Source organism: Fictibacillus sp. 18YEL24 (genome assembly GCF_015903855.1).
GTDB lineage: Bacteria > Bacillota > Bacilli > Bacillales > Fictibacillaceae > Fictibacillus > Fictibacillus phosphorivorans_C.
In genome coordinates, this window is sequence record NZ_JACZDT010000004.1 from 114,686 (window position 1) to 135,095 (window position 20,410).

19 protein-coding genes are annotated in these 20,410 nt (G+C 38.2%); 12 read left to right on the forward strand and 7 right to left on the reverse strand.

What is annotated here, in order from left to right; all coding sequences use genetic code 11:
- Positions 1 to 290: 290 nt before the first annotated feature.
- From HU823_RS13755 to HU823_RS13765, 3 genes are read left to right on the forward strand one after another with little or no spacing between them, the layout of a single operon-like run.
- Positions 291 to 1,961 (forward strand): spore germination protein, encoded by a 1,671-nt coding sequence (locus tag HU823_RS13755; protein WP_231607461.1) that lies wholly within the window; start codon positions 291 to 293, stop codon positions 1,959 to 1,961.
- Complete coding sequence (locus HU823_RS13760; RefSeq protein WP_197222441.1) at positions 1,958 to 3,181, forward strand: Ger(x)C family spore germination protein; 1,224 nt, start codon at positions 1,958 to 1,960, stop codon at positions 3,179 to 3,181. The genes HU823_RS13755 and HU823_RS13760 overlap by 4 nt, the downstream gene beginning before the upstream one ends.
- A complete protein-coding gene (locus tag HU823_RS13765; RefSeq protein ID WP_197222442.1) occupies positions 3,181 to 4,314 on the forward strand; it encodes a GerAB/ArcD/ProY family transporter in 1,134 nt (377 codons plus the stop codon). The genes HU823_RS13760 and HU823_RS13765 overlap by 1 nt, the downstream gene beginning before the upstream one ends.
- On the opposite strand, the gene HU823_RS13770 is transcribed toward HU823_RS13765, so the two are convergent.
- On the reverse strand, positions 4,274 to 4,504 hold the full coding sequence (locus HU823_RS13770; RefSeq protein ID WP_144701377.1) for a hypothetical protein: 231 nt from the start codon (positions 4,502 to 4,504) through the stop codon (positions 4,274 to 4,276). The genes HU823_RS13765 and HU823_RS13770 overlap by 41 nt on opposite strands.
- 88 nt (positions 4,505 to 4,592) lie before the next feature.
- Here HU823_RS13770 and HU823_RS13775 point away from each other — a divergent pair, with 88 nt between their 5' ends.
- The 3 genes from HU823_RS13775 (at position 4,593) to HU823_RS13785 (ending at position 8,148) form a co-directional block, all read left to right on the forward strand.
- The gene (locus HU823_RS13775) at positions 4,593 to 5,225 is read left to right on the forward strand and encodes an SOS response-associated peptidase (RefSeq protein ID WP_197222443.1); all 633 of its coding nucleotides are present in this window, start codon (positions 4,593 to 4,595) and stop codon (positions 5,223 to 5,225) included.
- A gap of 207 nt (positions 5,226 to 5,432) precedes the next feature.
- The gene (locus HU823_RS13780) at positions 5,433 to 7,865 is read left to right on the forward strand and encodes a DUF6359 domain-containing protein (RefSeq protein ID WP_305069403.1); all 2,433 of its coding nucleotides are present in this window, start codon (positions 5,433 to 5,435) and stop codon (positions 7,863 to 7,865) included.
- A 109-nt stretch (positions 7,866 to 7,974) separates the two neighbouring features.
- Positions 7,975 to 8,148, forward strand: coding sequence for a hypothetical protein (locus HU823_RS13785; protein ID WP_186320555.1), 174 nt, complete (start codon positions 7,975 to 7,977; stop codon positions 8,146 to 8,148).
- Here HU823_RS13785 and HU823_RS13790 read toward each other — a convergent pair.
- Positions 8,145 to 8,351, reverse strand: a complete 207-nt coding sequence (locus tag HU823_RS13790) for an alpha/beta-type small acid-soluble spore protein (RefSeq protein ID WP_066288466.1) — start codon at positions 8,349 to 8,351, stop codon at positions 8,145 to 8,147. The two genes, HU823_RS13785 and HU823_RS13790, sit on opposite strands and share 4 nt — an antisense overlap.
- Positions 8,352 to 8,782: 431 nt before the next feature.
- On the opposite strand from HU823_RS13790, the gene HU823_RS13795 reads away from it, so the two are divergent.
- The 4 genes from HU823_RS13795 (at position 8,783) to HU823_RS13810 (ending at position 13,373) form a co-directional block, all read left to right on the forward strand.
- Positions 8,783 to 9,715, forward strand: coding sequence for a DMT family transporter (locus HU823_RS13795; RefSeq protein ID WP_197222445.1), 933 nt, complete (start codon positions 8,783 to 8,785; stop codon positions 9,713 to 9,715).
- Between the two features lie 77 nt (positions 9,716 to 9,792).
- Positions 9,793 to 10,569 carry a Cof-type HAD-IIB family hydrolase gene (locus tag HU823_RS13800; protein WP_144701369.1) on the forward strand — a complete coding sequence of 259 codons (777 nt, stop codon included), beginning with the start codon at positions 9,793 to 9,795 and terminating at the stop codon, positions 10,567 to 10,569.
- Positions 10,570 to 10,705: 136 nt separating this feature from the next.
- On the forward strand, positions 10,706 to 12,304 hold the full coding sequence (locus HU823_RS13805; protein WP_197222446.1) for an SH3 domain-containing protein: 1,599 nt from the start codon (positions 10,706 to 10,708) through the stop codon (positions 12,302 to 12,304).
- 211 nt (positions 12,305 to 12,515) lie between these two features.
- A complete protein-coding gene (locus HU823_RS13810) occupies positions 12,516 to 13,373 on the forward strand; it encodes a patatin-like phospholipase family protein (RefSeq protein ID WP_144701365.1) in 858 nt (285 codons plus the stop codon).
- A gap of 71 nt (positions 13,374 to 13,444) precedes the next feature.
- Here HU823_RS13810 and HU823_RS13815 read toward each other — a convergent pair whose 3' ends face one another.
- From HU823_RS13815 to HU823_RS13825, 3 genes are read right to left on the reverse strand one after another with little or no spacing between them, the layout of a single operon-like run.
- Entirely contained in the window at positions 13,445 to 14,413 is a 969-nt protein-coding gene (locus HU823_RS13815) for an ABC transporter ATP-binding protein (protein ID WP_197222447.1), read from the reverse strand.
- A 12-nt stretch (positions 14,414 to 14,425) separates the two neighbouring features.
- Positions 14,426 to 15,211, reverse strand: coding sequence for an ABC transporter permease (locus tag HU823_RS13820; RefSeq protein WP_197222448.1), 786 nt, complete (start codon positions 15,209 to 15,211; stop codon positions 14,426 to 14,428).
- A gap of 3 nt (positions 15,212 to 15,214) precedes the next feature.
- On the reverse strand, positions 15,215 to 15,994 hold the full coding sequence (locus tag HU823_RS13825; RefSeq protein ID WP_197222449.1) for an ABC transporter permease: 780 nt from the start codon (positions 15,992 to 15,994) through the stop codon (positions 15,215 to 15,217).
- Between the two features lie 94 nt (positions 15,995 to 16,088).
- On the opposite strand from HU823_RS13825, the gene HU823_RS13830 reads away from it, so the two are divergent.
- Positions 16,089 to 17,132 (forward strand): EAL domain-containing protein, encoded by a 1,044-nt coding sequence (locus HU823_RS13830; RefSeq protein ID WP_197222450.1) that lies wholly within the window; start codon positions 16,089 to 16,091, stop codon positions 17,130 to 17,132.
- Positions 17,133 to 17,181: 49 nt separating this feature from the next.
- Here the strand turns inward: HU823_RS13830 and HU823_RS13835 are convergent, their stop codons facing one another.
- Positions 17,182 to 17,616, reverse strand: a complete 435-nt coding sequence (locus tag HU823_RS13835; RefSeq protein ID WP_197222451.1) for a hypothetical protein — start codon at positions 17,614 to 17,616, stop codon at positions 17,182 to 17,184.
- 241 nt (positions 17,617 to 17,857) lie between these two features.
- Between HU823_RS13835 and HU823_RS13840 the strand changes: the two genes are divergently transcribed.
- Entirely contained in the window at positions 17,858 to 19,945 is a 2,088-nt protein-coding gene (locus HU823_RS13840) for a peptidoglycan D,D-transpeptidase FtsI family protein (protein ID WP_197222452.1), read from the forward strand.
- Between the two features lie 323 nt (positions 19,946 to 20,268).
- Here the strand turns inward: HU823_RS13840 and HU823_RS13845 are convergent, their stop codons facing one another.
- Positions 20,269 to 20,355 carry a YjcZ family sporulation protein gene (locus tag HU823_RS13845; protein ID WP_082820548.1) on the reverse strand — a complete coding sequence of 29 codons (87 nt, stop codon included), beginning with the start codon at positions 20,353 to 20,355 and terminating at the stop codon, positions 20,269 to 20,271.
- Between the last annotated feature and the right edge of the window lie 55 nt (positions 20,356 to 20,410).

The window sequence follows — 20,410 nt, forward strand, 5'->3', positions numbered from 1 at the left end:
AGCATTTTGCAGTTCATAAAATTCGCATTTTGAAAATAAGATGCTATAATTAAATTACCTTTTTCCAGCCAGGGATACAGAACCCTGGCATTATACTGTTAATTGTTAAAGCCCCTGATCGTTTTTTGATCAGGGGCTTTTTTGTGTGCAATAAAGTATGCCTGAGACCGCCCGCCCGTTAGAAGCAGTTTAGGTAAAACTCCACCGATATGGATATCGTTTCTTTTTAGTACATAACGAAAGCGTGTTGTGCAAATGCTATGAAAAGTTTGGTAAAAAGGTGGATGGTTATGCGAAATAGAAGAAAACGTCCAATCATTAGAACTCATAAAAAGTTAACGGATATGTTAGCAGATAAAAAGCATGATGATCCTTCTTCTCTTCGGTCCAAAACCATTTCTATGGAAACCTCTAAAAGGAAAGAAACAGCAGAAACGGTTGTCGGAGATCTTAGTCCCATTCTCCATGTAATGGTTGATCGGGTAAAGACACTCTTAGGTGACCCCATGGATTTAATCGTTCGTGAATTTGAATTTGAGTTAGAACAAAAGGTTACGGCAACCTTATTATTCTTAGAAGAAATGAACGATCCTCAAATTTTAAATGAGTTTATTCTATCACCCTTGATGTCACTGTCATCTCATAAACAATCTTCTCCAGTACCCGTGGCCCATGTATTACATTACATCAAACAAAATGCATTAGCACTAGGAAGAGTTTTGGATGTCGAAACAGAAGATGAACTAGTGGAAGCTCTTCTGGCAGGGTTCAGTGTTCTTTTAGTTGAAGGGAATACGAAAGGGCTTAAACTAGGAACGACCGGTGGAAAAGTTAGAGGGATAGAAGAGCCTTCGTCAGAAGTTGTGATTCGTGGTCCTAAGGATTCTTTTACAGAGTCGATTAAAACGAATATCTCATTGATCAGACGCCGGGTTAGGTCCAAAGATATTAGAATCGAAAAATTTAAAATAGGAGAGGTCACACATACCGATGTTGCAATCGTTTATCTAGAGAATATCGCAAACCCGTTATTGATTAAGGAAATAAAAGAAAGAATAGAAGAAGTGAAGACAGATGGCCTGCTAGAATCTGGTCAACTTGAAGAGTTCATTCAAGATGAGACTGTTACTGTGTTTCCCCAATTTTTGAACACAGAACGACCAGATGTGGTAATTGGAAACCTTCTCGAAGGTCGTGTGGGCATTATTATTAACGGAACACCATTTGTACTAATCGCCCCTGCACAATTCATACAATTCTTTCAATCATCAGAAGACTATTATATGAGATATGACATCAGTACATTTCTGCGCTTATTAAGATTTTCAGTTTTTATAATCTCTTTGATCGCACCATCAATCTATATTGCACTCACCACTTTTCATCAAGCCATGATTCCTACAACTTTATTGTTTGGCATAGCAGCTCAGCGAGAAGGTGTTCCGTTTCCTGCGATTGCAGAAGCGTTAGTCATGGAGATTACTTTTGAAATATTACGAGAAGCGGGCATTAGGATGCCCCGTGCTGTAGGAGTCGCTGTCTCAATTGTAGGCGCTCTTGTTTTGGGACAGGCGGCTGTTCAAGCAGGACTTGTTTCTCCTGCCATGGTTATCGTTGTAGGAATTACAGCTGTAGCCAGCTTTGCTATTCCATCTTTCGCTGTTGCCACATCAGCTCGATTATTACGGTTTCCATTAATGTTGGTCTCATCTGTTTTTGGCTTCTATGGTCTTACACTTGCATTGATTGTGATCATCGCACATTTAACAAGCTTAAGATCTTTTGGTTATCCATATTTGAGTCCTTTTGCTCCTATACAAACACAAGATTTAAAAGATAGTTTGTTTCGATTTCCTATTACCAAATTGTTTAAAAGACCAAAGAAGCTTTCGAAAAAAAACCAAACACGCACTCAACCTTATTCGGTTAAGAAGAAACGCGAGGAGGAAACAACACGTTGAAACTTTTAAAAAGTTGTCTTCCTCTCTCACTTTGCCTTCTATTTTTAACAGGCTGCTGGGATCAAAATGAGTTGGATGAGCTTTCTATCGTAATGGGAATTGGAATTAACTTAGATAAAAAAGGGGATTTAATCGTTACCTACCAAGTAGTCAATCCAACCGAAGTGGCACCAGGCATAACTGGAGCAGGAGGAGGAAAGCAACCTGTATTTACCGTTTACGAGACAACAGGTAGAAACTTGATGGAAGCGACGAGAAAAGCAAGTAAACAAACATCAAGGCGTTTATTTTTTGCGCATGCGAGGATGCTTGTCTTTAGTGAAAAAATAGCAAAAGATAGTATCTATCAAGCCGTCGATATGATTTCACGAGACCCAGAAGTCCGTTCGACCATTCAGGTTGTGGTAGCGAGAGATACGACACCATCCAAATTATTAAGAACGTTTACGGCCATCGATAAAGTTACTTCTGATGAAGTGGCTACAATTTTGAAGATTTCAGAGAAAAATTGGGGAGAAAACATGCAGCAAGATATAAATGAAGTGCTTCAATCTATTATTGATGAAGGCGGCGAACCGATTATCAACGGCATCAAGATAACGGGTGACAAAAAGTTGGCAATGACAGCACAAAACTATGAAGTAGGCGATCCTGCTAGAGTTCAATTATCAGGTATGGGAGTATTCAGAGATGGCAAGCTGCAGGGTTGGTTGGATGGCCCTGAGGCGAGAGGTGTTCTGTGGATAAAGGGAAAGCTTGTTAGTTCAGCAATCACAGTACCTTGTATGAATAAGGATAACGGATATTCTATCGAAATTGTTCGTTCAAACACTGAACTGTCAGCAGATACAAAGCGGAATATACCGACTATAACGCTTGATGTGTTTCCAGAAGCGAATATTGCAGAAGCAAACTGTGCTGTGAACTTAGAAAACCCTTCTGAAATCGTTAATATCGAAAGTAGATTAAACCTAGTCATTGAAAAAGAAATTCAAGAGACAATTACAGCTTCACAAGGTTTTAACAGTGATGTTCTTGGATTTGGAGAATTATTGTATCGCGAGAATCCAAGAAAATGGCGCAATGATTATAAAGAGAACTACAAAGAAATCTTTCCGGAACTAAAAGTGGAAGTGAACGTTGATTCTCGAATTAGAAGGTCAGGTATTCGAACTTCACCATTCTTGTTTGAAGAAAAGAAAAAGAAAGAGGCTCCATAATGAAGACCATCAAGATCGATATCCAACAATACTTTATTATCATCGTTTTATTTGAACTTGGAAGTGCGATCCTTGTTGGTCTAGGAATGGATGCCGGCAGAGATGCATGGATCGCGATACTTTTAGGGATGGTTTCTGGCATGGTTCTTTTTCTAGGGTATTTTTATCTATATAAACAGTTTCCTGACCAATCTTTAACACAATATCTACAGATCTTGTTCGGGAAATCTATAGGAAAGCTATTTGGTTTTCTATATCTAATGTACTTCATGTACCTAGCTGCTCGTGTTTTACGTGACTTTGGAAGCCTTCTTCTATCCGCAGTTTTTGTCCAAACACCTATTATTGTCGTAAATGCGCTAATGATTGCTACGATTGTTTATGTATTAAAATTAGGATTTGAAGTACTGGTGAGAACAGGGGAGATCATATTTTCATTAGTCGTTTTACTAGGTATCACTCTTGCTGTACTCGTTTTATCAGCAGACTTGATGAAATACAATTATCTTCTCCCCGTCTTAGGTCAAGGATTTTTACCAGTCTTGAAAGCAGCGTTCCCCGTAACTCCGACTTTTCCTTTTGGAGAGATGGTGGTCTTTACGATGCTGTTTCCTTATTTGAAAACATCAAAGAAAAATAAAGCACTCACAGTTGGTTTATTTGCCATAATGCTAAGTGGTCTGATCTTAAGTGTAACGGTCGCGATGGACATCGCGATTTTAGGTGGGCATGTTGCTACTCATGTCTACTTCCCATTGCTTGCTGCCGTTGCGAAGATTAACTTAGGAGAATTTATTCAAAGGTTGGATGCACTAGTGGTGTTCACCCTAATTATTGGAGGATTCTTCAAGATCTCTGTATTATTTTATGTGGCTGTTAAAGCAACACAAGACATCTTCGGCGTAAAAGAAGAAAAAAAGCTAATAGGCCCGATTGGTATTGTCTTAATATTGTCATCCATTGTTATAGCAGCAAATTACGTGGAGCATATTAAAGAGGGTTTAAGTATTGTTCCACATTTTATCCATATTCCGTTTCAAGTTGTTTTACCGAGTCTGTTCATTATTGTATTCTTATTGAGAAGAAAGAAACTTAAGTCTTTTGCTTCTTCTCCATCAACATCGACAGAATAAATGTCAGGATAGGTAAAAGGATCAAAGTAATGACTAAGAAATATTCGACTTTATCAACATAGTGAAAGAAAGACATAAAAGATTTTTTTATAACCGTTGCTGGTGCTATTCCTAAGAACCAATCGATGATAATGAGTAAAGAGATCATGCAAAATAGCAGGATCATATAAATAGTAACAGGATTTTTCATGGTGTTCACCTCCTGTTTTAGTTTTTGCACGATTGACGGCATTATCCGTAAGTTGAACCCGAGGTGATATATTTTGTGTGGACGATAAATGCTTTATTATGAAAAAGATGTGATCATTGATGCATTTAACTTAGTAAATGAATTTGATTATGACCAACGCTTCAACATTGCTCCTAGTCAGAAAGTTCTCTCTGTAATAAAAGCTAGCACAGGAAATAGAGCTGGATATATGAAATGGGGACTTGTTCCAAGTTGGGCGAAGGATCCGAAAATAGGGAATAAATTAATGAATGCCAGAAGTGAGACCGTTTTTGAAAAGCCTAGCTTTAAAGACTCTTTTCTTCAAAAAAGATGTTTGATTCCTGCCAGCGGCTTCTACGAATGGATTTTAGATGAGGGTATTGCTAAAAAGCAACCTTTGCAATTTACATTAAAAGATAAAAAGCCGTTTGCATTTGCTGGAATTTGGTCAAGGTGGAAAGGTGAAATCAACGGTCAGCCAGAAGAAAGAATTACCTGTTCTATTCTAACGAAAGCGTCCAACTCTTCTATGGAAAAATATCATCACCGTATGCCAGTAATGCTAGAGCCAGATGTTGGAGAAAGATGGCTGGACAGTTCAGCAGGAAAGGACAAGCTTCTTTCAATACTTCAAGAAAACAATCCTGAATTATTTGCTGAGCAAGTCACCCTAGATTTAAACGTTCATAGAACAAACTGACAGTTTCTTTTGATCAAAATTTGATCAGATGAAAGTGTCTTTTCTTTTGCTGAAAATCATACCAGAGTCCTATATTGTAAATTCTTTGTAAGTCTTTCTAACTGTTTTAATATAAAACTAACAATTGAATCGACAGAATTGTGTTATATTTTTCATGGATTTACATGTTTTACATACTATTAGTGAGGCAGGTGGAAAGATATGTTCATGAAAATGACGAAAAGGCTTACAAATATAAGTATCATGCTAGTAATGGTGCTTAGCATGGTTTTGCCACTGCAACAAACAGCTTCTGCAGCTGACGTTCTAACGGTTAGCGAAGCATTAGTTAAGCAGGATAAATCAACACAGGTAGTTGAAGGGTATATCGTAGGAACTGTGCATGGAGGCAGTGGGTCTTCTATCTCATTCAAACATGAGGGGCCATTTACAGCGAATACAAATTTAGCTCTTGCGGATTCGCCTAACGAGACAGATAAAACGAAAATACTGACTGTTCAGTTGCCTAATAATGCTGCTAGAAGTGCATTGAATCTCGTTGATCATCCTGAGAACTTAGGGAAGAAAATTCAACTTGAAGGAACACTAGAGGCATATTTTAGTGTGCCAGGACTTAAAAATGTAAACAAATTTCAATTTGTTGATGGTACTCCTTCTGAACCACAAGTGGAAGAAGTGAAATCATCAGTCGAAGGACAAGTTGTTTCTAAAGGGGCTTCTGTCGCACTCTCTACCGCAACAACAGACGCGGAAATTTATTATACTTTAGACGGACAAGATCCGACTACAGATAGCACGCGTTACACAGCTCCTATAACAGTAAATGAAGATGTAACGATTAAAGCTATTGCTGTTAAGGAAGGATTAAAGAATAGTAACATTTCAGAATTTAAATACCAAGTTGCTCTATCTGGACTTCGTATCCATGATGTTCAAGGAGCAGGACATCAATCTCCTGTTGCAAACAAGGCAGTAGAAGGCGTTGAAGGTATTGTAACAAAAGTGGTTGATAACAATAATTTTTATATGCAAGACGTGAAGCCAGACCGAGACTATAGAACATCTGAAGGAATCTTAGTCTACCAAAAAGATCACGGACAGGCCAAAGGAAATCTGGTGTCCGTTGATGGGTTAGTAAAAGAATGGGTACTTGAAGGGTATTCAGATAAATTAAAAACAGATCTAGCTGTTACAGAAATTAATGGAAGTCGCATTACAAAACTACAAGAAGGACAAAAACTTCCAAAATCAACGATCATCGGTTTGTTTGGTCTGCAACAGCCAACAAAAGTGATCGACAATGATAACTTTGGAGTGTTTGATCCAAAAGAAGACGGCATTGATTTTTATGAAAGTTTAGAAGGAATGCTTGTAGAAGTTAAAAATCCAGGTGTACTTGCACCTCAAAATTACGGGGAACTTGTGGTAGTACCTGATTTTTGGAAGCAAAAAGACTTTAATTCATCAGGTGGTCTAAACATCACAGAGTTTGATTACAATCCTGAGCGAATATTTATCGATATTAACGATGAATCGTTTGTTGCTAAAACAGGAGATTTCTTCTTAGGCTCTATTACAGGTATTGTGAGCTACGGGTTTGGTAACTATAAAGTGTTAGCTGATCGTGAGGAGCTTCCAACGTTTGTTGAAGGAAGAACCAAACCTGAAGTTACAAAAATTCACGAAAAACATAAAGAGTTAACGATCGCGAGTTTCAACGTCGAGAACTTCTCTGCACTAGAAGAAGGACGTGACAGTACGAGCGATGAAAAAGTAACACGTATCGCAAAATCGATCGTTCGTAATTTAAATGCACCTGATATCGTAGGTCTTGTTGAGATGCAAGATGGAAACGGCCCAACGAATGACGGTACCACAGATGCACAAGCAAGTGCTGACCGATTAATTGCTGAGATTACAGCGCAAGGTGGTCCACAATATGTGTATACAGACATTGCTCCAGTTGATGGACAAGATGGCGGGATTCCTGGTGGTAACATTCGAGTCGGGTTCATCTACAATCCTGAACGAGTTTCCCTTGCAAAAGGAACAAAAGGAACAGCAACAGAATCAGTTGATTATAAAGATGGAAAGCTTACTGCTAACCCTGGACGGATCGATCCTACCAATCCGGCATTCCAAAACAGCCGTAAGCCTGTCGCAGCACAGTTTATGTTTAAAGGTGAAAGCGTAATTGTAGTTGCCAATCATTTTAACTCAAAAGGTGGAGACCAACCGCTGTTTGGGAAAAATCAGCCTCCTTTCCTAGGAAGTGAAGCGCAGCGTTTAGAGATCGCGGGAATTGTGAATGGGTTTGTTAAAAATGTAAAGAGTGAAGATAAGGATGCAAAGGTAGTCTTGCTAGGAGATTTCAATGATTTTGAGTTTACGAAGACTCTTAAGAAAGTTAAAGGCAATGAGTTAACGAACATGATTGAAGAGGTTCCATTTAAAGAGCGATACACGTATTCTTATCAAGGAAACGCTCAAGTTCTTGATCACATTTTAGTAACGAATAATATGGCGAAGAAAACAAAAGTGGACATCGTTCATATCAATTCACAGTTTATGGAAGAACATGGTCGAGCAAGTGATCATGATCCAGTCTTGATTCAAGTCAAACTAGATAAAGTCAGATAAATAAACAGCCTGTATTCTAAGGGATTGTTGCTTTTAAATCTTTTGTATTTTCTTCTTTGATAGTTGGTTGGAGTGGAAGGTGAGAGACTCCTGCGGGACAGGTGGGCAGGTGAGACACTTAAAAGTGAAACGTTCGAATGTGGCTCACCGCCTGCCCCGCGGAAAGCGAGCAGCCTGGAACGGAAATCAACGCTTCCAAAAGCAACTAAGCTTACGAAAACAGCCAATAAATAAAAGTCATCCGCATATTGTGGATGACTTCTTCATGTTAACTGCAGTTTAGCGACGGTATCCGCCACCTAGTTGTTGTTCTGCCATTTGAACAAGACGTTTAGTGATTTCACCACCAACAGATCCATTCGCACGGGATGTTGTGTCTGGTCCTAGTTGAACACCAAACTCAGAAGCGATTTCATACTTCATTTGATCCAAAGCTGCTTGTGCTCCAGCTACTACTAATTCGTTAGAGTTATTGTTACGTGCCATATGTATCACCTCCTTGTACTACTAGTTTGTATATATTTAACAAATTTATGCACATATGGAAAAAGTTTTTTCTTGAGTGATGAATATAATAGGTATTCGCATATTTTTGCCTTAACCGACACCAAAACCCGTAAATTTCGTATGATACATCATCCCCCTATTTTTATTTTCTAGATAAGCACTGAGCGATTTTCTATCGCTCAGTGCTTTCTGTTGTTAGGACTTTTGCTGAAACTAGACTAGTTTTGAACTCTAGCTGATTCCTACATAGCAAACTAATTTTGTAGAAATTAGAATAAAGAAAATGTATTTGATTTTCACTGATTCGTTCTATAATGAATGAAGGATGCACGTTTATGAGGAATTGAAAAAGTATGGAGTAAATCTGTGAATCTTTCTTAAGAACAATGTAATTGGGAAGAGGGTGTACGATGGAGAAACAAAATGAAAATTTACGGTGGAAAGGTATAGGACTTGCATTAGCCGGAGCTTCACTATGGGGATTCTCAGGAAATGCGGCAGAATGGATCTTTTCACATTCAGCAATGACTGCCACATGGTTAGTATCAGTCCGCATGGTGATGGCTGGAGCGCTGCTGTTATTTCTTATTTCTTTTCATCACAACATATTTGAAGTGTGGAGAAATAAAAAAGACAGATTGGATTTGATCGTATTTTCTTTAACGGGCATGCTTGGAGCACAGCTCACCTTCTTTTTGAGTATTGAAGCGGGAAATGCACCAACAGCAACACTGCTTCAATTTTTAGGCCCGGTCTTTATTACGGTTTACTTTGCGTTAAAATTCTTGAAATGGCCAAAACGAAAAGAATGGATCGCAGTTCTGATGGCTCTATCAGGAACATTTTTGTTATTAACGAACGGAAGTTTACAAGAGATAACTGTTTCTGAAAAAGCTGTTTTTTGGGGAGTTCTGTCAGGAATATCTGTTGCGGTTTATACTGTTTATCCTGTAAGGCTGCTGAAACAATATCCTTCTGCTTTGATCGTAGGTTGGGCTATGCTGCTCGGTGGCTCTGCTGTTTCCATCTTTACTCAGCCGTGGCAAGCAAATGAGATCGATTGGTCATTCTCATTGGTTGGGATGCTTTCATTTGTAGTGGTATTCGGTACCCTATTGCCATTTTATCTTTACTTAGACTCTTTAAAGTATATAAGCTCGACAGAAACGAGTTTACTTGGAAGCGCTGAACCTTTAGTGGCGACGCTAGTATCGGTCATTTGGCTTGGTACGGCGTTTGGAAGTTACCAAACAGCTGGTGGCATGCTAATTATTTTGACAGTATTCTTACTATCAATGCCCGAAAAAGGATTGATTCGAGTAAATCAATCCGTAAGAAAGTAATACAAACGCATGATTTGACATTTATACAGAATCGTACCACTATTGTAGGGAAGAACTTTCAACAGGAGACGATGCATATGAATGACAAAATAGTATTTTTCGATATAGATGGAACGCTAGTAAATGATGAGAAAAAAATTCCTGACAGCACGAAAGAAAGTATCATTCAGTTGAAAAAGAACGGCGTACATGTAGCAATCGCTACTGGGCGAGGCCCGTTCATGTTTGAACCGATTCGTGAGGAATTAGAGGTTGATTCGTTTGTAAGTTTTAACGGATCTTATGTTGTTTTTAAAGATGAAGTGATCCACAAGACGCCTTTATCTAGAGAAGCGATTCTTAAAATTGAAGAAGAAGCAGAGAAGGCAGGTCACCCTCTTGTCTATCTTGATCATGAAAGAGCGACAAGTAATGCTGATAATCATGAGATCATTAAGAACTGTACGTTTAATCTCATGCCGAGTTATCCCGTGTTCCACCCAGGATTCTATAAGGAAAATGAAGTTTATCAAGTTTTATTATTCTGCCAAGAACAGCACGAACATGTTTATCGAGATGGATACAAAGGCACGTTCGATTTTATACGCTGGCATGAAAATGCGTTAGACATTTTGCCAACGGGTGGTTCAAAAGCAAAAGGAATTCAGGCTTTCATGAACGAGATGAACATGAAGCCCGAAAACGTATACGCGTTTGGTGATGCGTTAAATGATATCGAGATGCTTACATCAGCAGGAACAGGAATCGCTATGGGCAATGGTTTACAAGAAGCAAAAGACGCAGCTGACTTTGTAACCAAATCTGTTGATGAAGACGGCATCTATCATGGACTGAAGCATTTTGGATTGATTTAATAAGTAACACTCTAGTGATTACAGCTAGGGTGTTTTTTTTGTTCTTAAAACGCAGTGAAAGGGGTCAAGGATGCCTCTTAAATGACGATATAACACGTACAGCTAGTAAAGAAAATTTTAATAGGAGTTGAAACGTGTGAGATCGAATGTTAAGGTGATGTGCTTCTTTTTGATCGTTGTCCTTTTAATCGCGGGCTTTCCACTTAGTACTGCCTCGGCAGCAACACAGACCGCTACAGTGAACGCAACAAGCTTAAATGTACGCACTGAGCCTTCCTCATCATCTAAACAGATCGGATCATTAAAAAAGGGATCAATCGTTACTGTATTCAAGATCGAAAAAGGTTGGGCTAACATATCTTTTAATGATAGAAAAGCGTGGGTTAGTTCAGCTTACATAGTATCGAATGGTACAACCAGTTCTTCTACACCATCTCAAAAAGAAACCAAAACGAAGAAAACTGCAAAAGTTACAGCAACTTCCCTAAACGTACGTAATGGTGCAGGAACACAGTATAAATCAGTAGGTTCACTTAAGAATGGGAGCGTCGTTTCTATCGTTAAAGAAGAAGGTAATTGGTCTTCAATAACATGTGGATCGATTAAAGGATGGGTAAGCAGTGCTTATCTTTTGAACCAAACAAGTACATCTCCGACAAATTCTAAGCCTTCTGCAACCAAACCCGTAAATAGCGGAAAGTGGGGAAGAGTAACAGCAACGTATTTGAACTTTCGATCTGCTGGAAATTTATCTTCACCGATCATTGGTTCACTGAAATTTGATACGGCTGTACAAATTTTGTCAGAGTCAGGAAGTTGGGTTTACATTCAAACTTCGGATGGAAAAAAAGGTTGGGTATCTAGTCAATACATATCCATACAAACGGGTGGGTCTTCAGTTGTAACAAATCCTAAGCCTACAACGAAACCTCCTGTTGCTCCCCCTTCTTCAATAGCCAAAAAAGTTGTCATCATGTCAGATGGCGTAAATATTAGGCAAGGTCCTTCTACTGCTTACTTAATAGTAGGTCATTCAAATCAAGGGGACGAATTCGCATTTCTTCAATCGAAGAACGACTGGGTACAAATTAAGCTGCCAAACGGTAAAAGTGCTTGGGTAGCTGGATGGCTCGTTGCTTTACAACAGCCACCTACTTCTAACAGTCCTTCAACATCTAAACCAACCTTAGGGGGATTAAAGGGAAAAAGAATCGTAGTGGATCCTGGGCATGGCGGAAATGATCCAGGTGCTTCAGGTAGATCATCGGGTACACAAGAAGCAGCTATGACGTTGATGAGTGCGAGATTATTAGCCACACAGCTTAGTAATGCAGGTGCAAAAGTAATCTTAACTCGAAGTGATAATACGTATCTCTCTCTTAATAAACGAGTGGAGATCAGTCATTACCATTTTGCTGATGCGTTCGTAAGTTTGCATTATAATTCAGCTTCCGATAAAAGTGCTTCAGGACTCTTAACCTTTTACTACGGACAGAAGGATTTGAAATTGGCAAACTCCGTAAACGCGGGATTGATTCAAGCTAATACAGGGTTAAAAGGTGCTAATGTAAGGTATGGAAACTTTCACGTTCTGCGTGAGAACAAGCAACCCGCGATTCTAGTAGAGCTTGGCTTTTTATCCAATCCGTTCGATGAGATGACGATAAAGAGTAGCTCTTTTCAAACAAAAGCCGCAACGGGTATTACAACAGGCTTGACTCAATATTTTCAATAAACAGTAGCGGCATCTCAAGAGAAGAAATTCTGAGAGATGCTGCTTTTTTATAGTACTAGGATTTCTTTGGAATGATAGTCAAGACATAACATCGAAATGCTCATAAGCTTTTTTCTATCTTTTCAATCACTTTACTGGATTTAAGACGTCGTTTATTCATATAATTAAAAACATAAATAATAAATGTAGTTAACAATAGGTGGTGCCAAATTTGGAGAACTCTGGACTTATTCTTGAAGGTGGCGGAATGCGCGGTGTTTATACGGCAGGAGTACTCGATGTTTTTATGGAGAACGATCTTTATTTTCCGTATGTGATCGGGGCATCTGCTGGTGCTTGTAATGCTGTATCATACCTATCACGTCAGCACGGAAGAAATCGCACGGTAAATCTAGAATACAGCTCTCATCCTGAATATATTTCATATAAGAACTGGTTGTTCAAGAAGAAAGGGTTGTTCGGCATGGACTTTATATTTGACGAACTTCCAAATCGGTTAGTTCCCTTCGATTACGCTGCATTTAAACAATCGAAAGAAAGATTTGTAGTCGTTGTAACAGACGTAAGAACCGGCCAACCCGTTTATTTAAATAAAGAAGATTACGAAGAGATGGAGATCTCAAATGTTTTGCGTGCTTCATCGTCCATTCCTTTTATCGCACCAGTAGTCGAGCTTGCAGGAGGTCAGATGATGGATGGCGGGATTGCGGATCCTATACCTGTTCATAAAGCTTTAAAAGATGGCGTCCAAAAAGGAGTTGTTGTCCTGACTCAAAACGCGGGGTATCGCAAGAAAAAGCCTAAAATGACGTGGGTCACGAAAAAATTCTATCCTGAATACACAGGTCTTGACGAAAGTTTACGTGGACGCTACATCAAGTATAATGAGACGCTTGATTTTATAGAAAAAGAAGAGAAAAGTGGAAATCTATTCGTACTACGTCCCATGGAGAAGATGATAGTAAAAAGAATAGAACGCGATCCTAAACGCCTCGGAGTTCTGTACGAACAAGGAAGAGTAGATGCCCAGAACCAATTAGATAACTTAAGAAGCTGGCTCGCAGAATAAAAAATCCACTAAAAAAAGCAAGCTTGCGATAGAAGTCACGGAACAGACCTCTATCGCAAGCTTTTTTTCATTCAATATATCTTTTGAATAACTTGTTCAATATCTGGTTCTTTCATCTGAATATCAACCGGTTCGCCCCATTGTGTGACTTTTTGAAGTAAACGAGGTGAAGAGAGAAGAGAGCGATCATAATCTATAATTAACTTTTCGTCTTCCCATGTCATTCTTTCAATTCCTTCTAATTGAAGGTCACCCGTGTTTGGTTTTACACGATACTGAATCTCCATAACGCTTGGCAATCCAATATTCTTACGTAAATCTGCGAGCGTTCCATCTAATACAATTTGTCCGTGATTGATCACGATTACTCGGCTGCATAACAGTTCAATATCATCCATATCATGTGTGGTTAACAGGATGGTCTTCTTTTCGTTTTGGTTCAGTTCCTTTAAAAAGGCTCGTATACTGGTTTTTGCATTCACATCTAATCCAATCGTAGGTTCATCTAAGAATAGGATGTCAGGATCATGAATCATGGCTGCTGCCAGATCCCCGCGCATCCGTTGCCCTAGAGATAGTTTTCGAACAGGAGTGTCCATAAACTTTCCAATCTGAAGCATATCATCATATAACTTCAAAAACTGACGGTACTTCTCATCAGGTACTTTATACATCTCTTTTAAAATATCAAATGAATCGCGTAACGGGAGGTCCCACCAAAGTTGTGTACGTTGTCCGAATACGATGCCGATCTTTTTGGCAACTTCTTTTCTTTTTTTCTGCGGGCTTAATCCGCCCACTTTGATTTCACCGCTAGTTGGATGAAGAATGCCTGATAACATTTTAATCGTAGTGGATTTTCCAGCTCCGTTCGGCCCTATGTAACCTACGAATTCACCCTCTTCAACAGAAAAAGAAATATCATCTACAGCTCTTACCACATGATGCTTTGTAGAAAGAAGAGAAGCGAACGACCCGATAAAGCCTTTCTTTGTTTCATAAATCTTAAAGTGTTTATTTAATTGCTGAGCTTGAATCATATATAGCCCTCCTCAACTTCCTGTACTATGGTAATGACGAATGCCAAACTTCCAGAATCGTAACGAAATGAAAAGAAAAATAATAGAAACGAGTGGTGGTAATGCTAGATTCCAAAGGTCACCGCCTTTGTTTAATAGAAACAGAATAGGTGTGTAGTTCATGAATCCTACTGGTATAACAGTGAAAAAAATGATTTTTAACCAACCGGGATAGATGTTCATCGGATAATTGGCTGCATTAAAAGGAGCATACAGAGTAAAGGTTTGGAAATCTTTGATCCTTTGTGTCCAAAAGGCAATGGTTGCCGTGATCAGGCCAAGTGAAAAACAAATAACTAATCCAGAAAAGATGGTTACAGGTAAATAAATTAACAAAAGAAATAATTCAACGTTATTAAGTTTTAAACCGATAATAGAAATAACAAGGATCAAAACACCTTGTATCGTTCCTCCTATTCGGGATAGGTCTATGTTCTTAGTTAAAAGCAGTGATAACGGAGAGACAGGTCGGATGAGAAGACTATCGAATTCACCTTCGACCATATATCGTTCAAAATTATGTACCTCTACACAAAATACTCTGTACAGAGTAATAGCGACAGAAGAGATTCCATAGAGCAAGCCCACTTCATAAAGGTTCCAACCTTTGACATCGTCAAAACGCTGCAGGATTGCTGCGAGCAGCACAAAATCCACCGCCATGATCAAACCGTATGATAAGGAGGATACAAGAAAGTTCATCTTATACTGCATACGCGAACGCAAACTTCCTGATAATAGTTTCAGATAAAGGTTCATGAATTATCCTCCTTGAATTTCTAACTTATGGCGCGCTTTCTCAGTTAGCCAGAGATTAAAACTTGTTAATACCACGACCCAAACTAGCTGGATAAGAATAACCTCACTCGAAACTTTCTCAAGAAATATCATGACAGGGTAATAGATGGCTCCTGCAAAAGGCAAATAGGGTGTGATAGTAGATAGGGGAGCTGGAAGTAGATCAATAGGGACAAGCTGTCCTCCAAGTCCAACCAATAATGTGAAATTCATAAAATGTGCCCAGTTGATCTCAGTCGTCCAGCAAGCACTTAATCCTACTAGATAATGCAAGTTAATAGAAATAATCATGGCAAACAGAATCGATATACATAAGAAAAAATAGGTTGTAATGATTTGAGGAACATAAAAGCCTACCGTTAAGGAAAAAACAAACCCAATAGGAAGAGAGCGAAAGAACAAGTTATACAATAGTCGTCCAGCTTCTTGAGAGGTAACATATAGAAAGAAGTTTGTTGGTCTTGCGAGTTCTAAAGAGATTGCACCATTTCTTACGCCGTTTTGAATATTGAGTCCTGCCGTTAAGAAACCGGATAGCCAGAGGATGCACTGTACAGCCGCAATGTAGTAGGTCATATCTAGGACACTGTAGGGACTTTCATTCTCTTTTCCTTGCAGCACACCGACCCATATTGCAATGAAAACAAACCCGAAGATTGCACTCGCCGCATTATTAATCAGATGCGCCACTTTGTATTGCATGTTACGCATAAAGCTTTTTTGTAAAAGAATCCAATAAACCATAAGTCCCCCTTTATGAAGTTTTCATTTTTTAGCGCAGAATTATAAAATAGCAAATTTTACAAAAGTTTGCAATTCTTTTTTGGAGGTTATTTATATGTCATGTTCACAATGTCGTCCAACAGGAGATTTTCCGGAAAATGGCTTTATTCATATCCGTACCGATCATCCCGTTCTTGTGGAAAGTTTGATGAATTTACTTAAAGAGCATGGTTTAGAAGGTATTCATTCTGGAAATGTTGCATCAGCAAAATATAGAAATCTTATAGAACTGCAAGATTTCATGGAGAAGTCACTTGAAACATTTAACGACATTGCTGTGGGATCCTATTATTGTTCAGTTACTTCGACATTGGAAGAAATGAGTGTTTTCACACCTTGGATTTCATTTCAGCATTTCTATGAAAGAATGAAGCATATCGATCTGTATGAAATTATTCAACAGCAGCTCTTCACAACACATTCTCAGCCCATTGTTTCTTTACAGAGCGAAGAAATTTATGGATATGAATTCTTACTTCGTCCATTGTCAGAGGAAAATGAATTTAAACCGTATGAACTTTTTCAGTTTGCTGAACGATCGGGTCTACAGGCGTTATTGGATGGAAATGCGAGGATGACTTCCATTCGTAACAGCTCTGGGGCTGTTGCGCCAGGATTGAAGCGATTCATCAATTTCCTTCCATCATCCATCTATGATCCAAAGCATTGTCTAGCTACAACATTTAAAGCAGCTGCTGAGGCAGGAGTAGATCCAAACGATCTAGTCTTCGAAGTGGTGGAGACAGAAGAGATCGCAGACATCAATCATTTAAAAAGCATATTAACAGCTTATCAAGAGCAAGGAATGAAAGTAGCATTAGATGACTTGGGTGCGGGCCATTCAACACTTTCTGTATTAAAAGAGCTGAAACCAGACTATGTGAAGATTGACCGTAAAATCATTTCTTTCTGTGATGAAAATTCTTCTAAAGAAGATATGATCCAGCAGATCGTTGAAGTTGCAAGAGAAATAGGTGCTGTCGTACTTGCTGAAGGAATCGAGAGAAAAGAAGAAGCAGAAATCGTACTTAAATGCGGAGTTGAGCTTGCGCAAGGCTACTATTTTGGTATGCCATTTAAATTAAAAAAAATTCTATAGCTAGCTAATTAACAAATAAAAATGCCTCAGCTTAAGCTGAGGCATTTAATTATCTATCAACTATTAAAGTATCAGACGAGGCTGCACCTATAAAAGATCCATTTTTATATAATTCAAAATGTGACTCTACAATATTAAATCCTCTATTAATATTAGGCATATTTGAAAAATAAAAGTATTTAATAGGTGTTCTGTTTGCAAAATATCCAGATTGAACCGAACTAACTCGTCCTTCTCCTGTTACATAGATAGCAGCTTTATAATCAATTGTTCCACATTTACCATTTGTTTCAGCATATGTATCAATTGAGGTAGCACTACTAGTATATCTGGAATAATCAGTCCAAACTCTTACTTGACAACCACTAATTGTGGTATTATGCCAAGAACCAGTAGCAGCATTTACTTTAAATGTGCTTGTAAATGTTAGTATAAAGGCTAAACTGAAAAATGAAATCATTACCTTTTTAAAATGTTTTTTCATGTCATATCCTTCTCCTTTTCTTATATTACAGAAAACAACTTAACACATTTTTATACATTAATGTACATTTTTTGATAAAATAGTAAAATATAACTATTATTAATTTAGTTTATTTTTAACATATGCTTTTAAACGGCAAATTTTCTATAGTAATTTAATGCAATTTTTAGTAATCTAGAGATAGATGTTTTTGTAATATAATTGTAAAATTAACGGGAATATTTCCAAAAGGAGCGGAATGATGGTAACGAAAGCGGATCCGGAAAGAAAGAAGAAAAAGTCGCAAGTACCCTTTCGTTTAAATGTCTTGTTTTTGGTCGTCTTTTTTCTTTTCTCAGTCCTGATTTTAAGGTTAGGTGTTCTCCAGATCGTTAATGGAGAGGAAAAACGACTAGAGTCTGAAGCAGTTGAAGAAGTTATCGCAAGGAAAGAAGCGCCACGAGGAAAGCTGTTAGACAGCAACTTCCGTGAGGTCGTAGGGAATGAACCTTTCTTTTCTTTAACATATACGAAAACAGTAGATACTAAAGCAAAAGACACGATGCGGATTGCAGAATGGCTAGCTGATCGCCTTGGGGTTACAGAAGATCAGATCAAAAAGATCACAGAACGCGATAAAAAAGACTATTTCATCGCGAAACAAGATGTAACAAAAATGATTGATGAGCGTCTTAGCAAGAAGGAAAAGAAATTAAGTGACAAAGATCAATACATCGCACTCGTCAATAAGATTACAGAAGAAGAAATCAATAGTCTAACTGATAAAGATATTAAGATTCTCGCTTACAAACGTGCGATGGATACAGGTTATGCCTATTCAGCACAGCGAATCAAAACCAACTTGAACAACGAGGAAGTTTCCGTGATCTCAGAGAATCTTGGTGACCTTCCAGGGGTAGATATCATGGCTGATTCAGAGAGAATCTATCCTTATGGGAGATCAGCAATTTTCGGAGCTGTTAAACAAATTCCAAAGTCACGAATGGATTATTTTATGACTAGGGGGTATGACAGAAGTGACCAGGTGGGAATTAGTGGACTTGAAATTCAATATGAACAGGTTCTTAGGGGCACTAAAGAAAAATCTGTATATTTAACAAATCCTAAAACTGGAAAAACCATTGGTGAGCCTAAAACAATAGCTGGACAAAGAGGAAAAGATATTGTACTTACTCTAGATATGGAATTGCAATTCCAGTTAGAGCGAATTTTAGAAGAAGAAATTTTAAAGGCAAAACCTTTGCCAGGAAATGACTTATTAAATTCAGCTTATATCGTAATGATGAATCCAAAAACAGGAGAAATCAAAGGGATAGCGGGTAAAAAATATGAAGATGGAAAATTTACTAATCAAGAATATGGAGCATTATTTAATTCATATGAGATGGGTTCAACAGTCAAAGGTGCAACAGTATTAGCAGGATTACATGAGAAAGTCATCTCTAGAGGAACAGTCTTACATGATACACCCTTCCAGATAGCTGGTGGTAAACCAAAATCATCTTGGAGAAACATGGGTTATATTAATGATTTAGATGCTTTAAGGATGTCTTCTAACGTTTATATGTTTAATATTATGGATCGGTTAATTGGACCCGAACATTGGACAGAAACATATGATGAAGCACGTTATATGTTTAGCCAATTTGGCTTAGGTGTTGAAACAGGTATAGATTTTCCAGATGAAGCAACTGGGTATAGAGGTACTCCAATAGAAGGGCAATCAGGGACATTGTATGACTTAGGTATTGGTCAGTTTGATACATATACAACCCTTCAACTAGTTCAATATGTATCAACGATTGCCAACGGCGGATATCGAGTAAAACCTCAATTAGTAAGGGAAATTAGAGAACCAGGTGATTCTTCAGAAAATGGCGGCAAACTTTTAAAGAGGTTTGAGCCTGAGATTTTGAATAGACTTGAAATGTCAGAAGAGAATATAGAAAGAGTTCAACAAGGATTCTGGCAAGTTATGCACACTCAAGGTGGTACTGCAAAAAGTTACTTTGATGATGAGGAAAAATACCATAATCCTGCTGGTAAAACGGGAACAGCTCAACGTATTTTAAAACATCCTAGAACAGGCCAAATTGTAGAGAAACATAACCTAACATTAGTCGGATATGCTCCATTTGAAAATCCAGAAATTGCGTTTGCAGTTGTTGTACCAGAAGGAACTCCTCAAGGTAACTTTCAAAAAATCAACAAATACATCGGCCAACGAGCACTTGAAGCATATTGGAATTTAAAAGATAAATATGGTGAAAATGCAGAAACCGTTAATGGAAATGTAGAAAAAGACAGTGAAGAGGACTCAGCAGAATGATGCTGAGTTTTTCTTTTTTAGTGGTTTCGAATTTTTTAAAAAGGCTCTTTTCTAAAGGATTGTTGCTTTTAAATCTTTTTGTATTTACTTCTTTGACTGTTGATTGGAGCGTAAGGTGCGAGACTCCTGCAGGTGAGACACTTATACGTGAAACGTACTAATGTGGATTACCGCCTGCCCCGAGGAAAGCGAAGCACTTGGAGCGGAAATCAACTACGTTCAGGAAACTACTTTGTATACGAAAAAAGCCCTGTTAAAAAACCTATATACAAAAAGAAAAAAGCCGGCAAATGGCCGGCTTTCTCCCTTCACACTATTCATTATTAGCAGAAGCAAGCTGCCCCAACAATAATCAATAGAATAAATAACACTACTACCAATGCGAAAGAATTGCCATAAGAATAACCCATCGATTTTTCCTCCTTTAATTCTTGCAATTGTTAATTCCATATATCCTATGCCTGT